The organism is Actinomycetospora endophytica (assembly GCF_021026375.1).
GTDB classification, from domain to species: Bacteria; Actinomycetota; Actinomycetes; order Mycobacteriales; family Pseudonocardiaceae; genus Actinomycetospora; species Actinomycetospora endophytica.
In genome coordinates this window covers 1-3,391 of the sequence record NZ_JAJNDB010000015.1, presented here as the reverse complement: position 1 = coordinate 3,391, position 3,391 = coordinate 1, and the positions used below count along the sequence as shown (strand labels likewise).

Genomic DNA, 3,391 nt, shown 5'->3' with positions numbered 1-3,391 from the left:
GGGGTTGGGGTGTGCAGTGTGTGGACGCGAGCAGCGCTTTTGTTCTTGATGTTTGCTTGCCAGTCACCTGGTTGCTCGTGTGTGAGCAGTGGTGGTGTGTCGGGCAAGTCCTCGGCCTATTAGTACCAGTCCACTGAACACCTTGCGGTGCGTACATGTCTGGCCTATCAACCCACTGGTCTGGTGGGGGCCTTAACCCTCATGGGGTGGGAGACCTCATCTTGGAACGGGCTTCCCGCTTAGATGCCTTCAGCGGTTATCCCTTCCGAACGTAGCCAACCAGCCGTGCCCCTGGCGGGACAACTGGCACACCAGAGGTTCGTCCGTCCCGGTCCTCTCGTACTAGGGACAGCCTTCCTCAAGTCTCCTGCGCGCGCGGCGGATAGGGACCGAACTGTCTCACGACGTTCTAAACCCAGCTCGCGTACCGCTTTAATGGGCGAACAGCCCAACCCTTGGGACCTACTCCAGCCCCAGGATGCGACGAGCCGACATCGAGGTGCCAAACCATGCCGTCGATATGGACTCTTGGGCAAGATCAGCCTGTTATCCCCGGGGTACCTTTTATCCGTTGAGCGACACCCCTTCCACCAGGAGGTGCCGGATCACTAGTCCCGACTTTCGTCCCTGCTCGACCCGTCGGTCTCACAGTCAAGCTCCCTTGTGCACTTGCACTCGACACCTGGTTGCCGACCAGGCTGAGGGAACCTTTGGGCGCCTCCGTTACTCTTTGGGAGGCAACCGCCCCAGTTAAACTACCCACCAGGCACTGTCCCTGAACCAGATCATGGCCCGAGGTTAGATGCCCAATTCGACCAGAGTGGTATTTCAACGATGACTCCACCCGCACTGGCGTGCGAATTTCACAGTCTCCCACCTATCCTACACAAGCCGAACCGAGCACCAATACCAAGCTGTAGTGAAGGTCCCGGGGTCTTTCCGTCCTGCCGCGCGTAACGAGCATCTTTACTCGTAGTGCAATTTCGCCGAGTCTGTGGTCGAGACAGCGGGGAAGTCGTTACTCCATTCGTGCAGGTCGGAACTTACCCGACAAGGAATTTCGCTACCTTAGGATGGTTATAGTTACCACCGCCGTTTACTGGCGCTTAAGTTCTCAGCTTCACCCCAGAAGGGTTAACCGGTCCCCTTAACGTTCCAGCACCGGGCAGGAGTCAGTCCGTATACATCGTCTTGCGACTTCGCACGGACCTGTGTTTTTAGTAAACAGTCGCTTCCCCCTGGTCTCTGCGACCTCCACGCCCTAGCCCGCGAGGGGCTTCAGGCGCCGGGGTCCCCCTTCTCCCGAAGTTACGGGGGCATTTTGCCGAATTCCTTGACCACAGTTCGCTCGAACGCCTCGGTATTCTCTACCTGACCACCTGTGTTGGTTTGGGGTACGGGTCGCGTAGGAACTCGCTAGAGGCTTTTCTCGGCAGCATGGGATCACTCTGCTTCGCCTCAACGGCTATGCGTCACGTCTCAACCTGTGTGGTGCACGGATTTGCCTGTACACCGGTCTACACGCTTGCACCAGTACAACCACTCACTGGCGGAGCTGCCCTCCTGCGTCACCCCATCGCTTGGCTACTACCAGGCAGGGTCCCGCGCTCCCCCCGTGGAGCTCCCGAAGGAGACTCCCGAGGTTCGGGCGGTTAGCACACCTGGATTCGCCAGGGACGCGCCTACACGAGCACGGGAATATCAACCCGTTGTCCATCGACTACGCCTGTCGGCCTCGCCTTAGGTCCCGGCTCACCCTGGGCGGAAAAACCTGGCCCAGGAACCCTTGGTCATCCGGCGGCAGAGTTTCTCACTCTGCTATCGCTACTCATGCCTGCATTCTCACTCACACGGGTTCCACGGCTGGATCACTCCGCCGCTTCACCACCCGCATGACGCTCCCCTACCCAACACCACCATCACACCGAAGTGAATGTACGTGATGTTGCCGCGGCTTCGGCGGTGCGCTTGAGCCCCGCTACATTGTCGGCGCAGGACCACTTGACCAGTGAGCTATTACGCACTCTTTCAAGGGTGGCTGCTTCTAAGCCAACCTCCTGGTTGTCTGGGCGATCCCACATCCTTTCCCACTTAGCGCACGCTTAGGGGCCTTAGCCGGCGATCTGGGCTGTTTCCCTCTCGACTACGAAGCTTATCCCCCGCAGTCTCACTGCCGCGCTCGAGCTCACCGGCATTCGGAGTTTGGCTGACTTCAGTAAGCTTGTGGGCCCCCTAGGCCAACCAGTGCTCTACCTCCGGTGAGTAACACGCGACGCTGCACCTAAATGCATTTCGGGGAGAACCAGCTATCACGGAGTTTGATTGGCCTTTCACCCCTACCCACAGCTCATCCCCCAGGTTTTCAACCCTGGTGGGTTCGGGCCTCCACACCGTCTTACCGGCGCTTCACCCTGGCCATGGGTAGATCACCCCGCTTCGGGTCTAGAGCACGCGACTCAACACGCCCTGTTCGGACTCGCTTTCGCTACGGCTACCCCTCGACGGGTTAACCTCGCCACGTACCGCTAACTCGCAGGCTCATTCTTCAAAAGGCACGCCATCACCAATCCGGAGATCAGCTCTGACGGCTTGTAGGCACACGGTTTCAGGTACTATTTCACTCCCCTCCCGGGGTACTTTTCACCTTTCCCTCACGGTACTCGTCCGCTATCGGTCATCAGGAAGTATTTAGGCTTACCGGGTGGTCCCGGCAGATTCACAGCGAATTCCACGGGCTCGCTGCTACTCGGGCACGCCACCACGCGGACATGAACGGTTTTCGCCTACGGGGGTCTCACCCTCTACGCCGACGCGTCCCAACGCCTTCGACTAACCATCCACACCCACGCCCAGGGTCAGCAGCCCCCGGACATGACGCCCCACAACACCCCACCAGCAACACCTGCCAGCTCTCACACAAGCGGGGTTTAGCCTCTTCCGCTTTCGCTCGCCACTACTCACGGAATCACTGTTGTTTTCTTCTCCTGCGGGTACTGAGATGTTTCACTTCCCCGCGTTCCCTCCACCCGCCCTATACATTCAGGCGGGGGTGACAGCCCATGACGGCTGCCGGGTTACCCCATTCGGACACCCTCGGATCACAGCTCGGTTGACAGCTCCCCGAGGCCTATCGCGGCCTCCCACGTCCTTCATCGGCTCCTGATGCCCAGGCATCCACCGTGCGCCCTTGACAACTTGACCAACACACCAACACCGGTCACACAGTCATCAAGCAAACAACCACACCCACCCCCACCACACAACGACAGGGACAGATGCAGTATCGAGATCAAGAAAAAAGATGCTCGCGTCCACTCTGCACTTGACAAACCCACACGCACACCACCACCCCCACCCCACAACAACCGGAGCAGAGGCGAATGAGTGCCCT

At 59.2% G+C, this 3,391-nt stretch carries 1 rRNA gene; it reads right to left on the bottom strand.

Going from position 1 to position 3,391, the window contains the following annotated elements:
• Positions 1 to 99: 99 nt before the first annotated feature.
• A 23S ribosomal RNA gene (locus LQ327_RS33460) occupies positions 100 to 3,201 on the bottom strand.
• Positions 3,202 to 3,391: the final 190 nt, after the last annotated feature.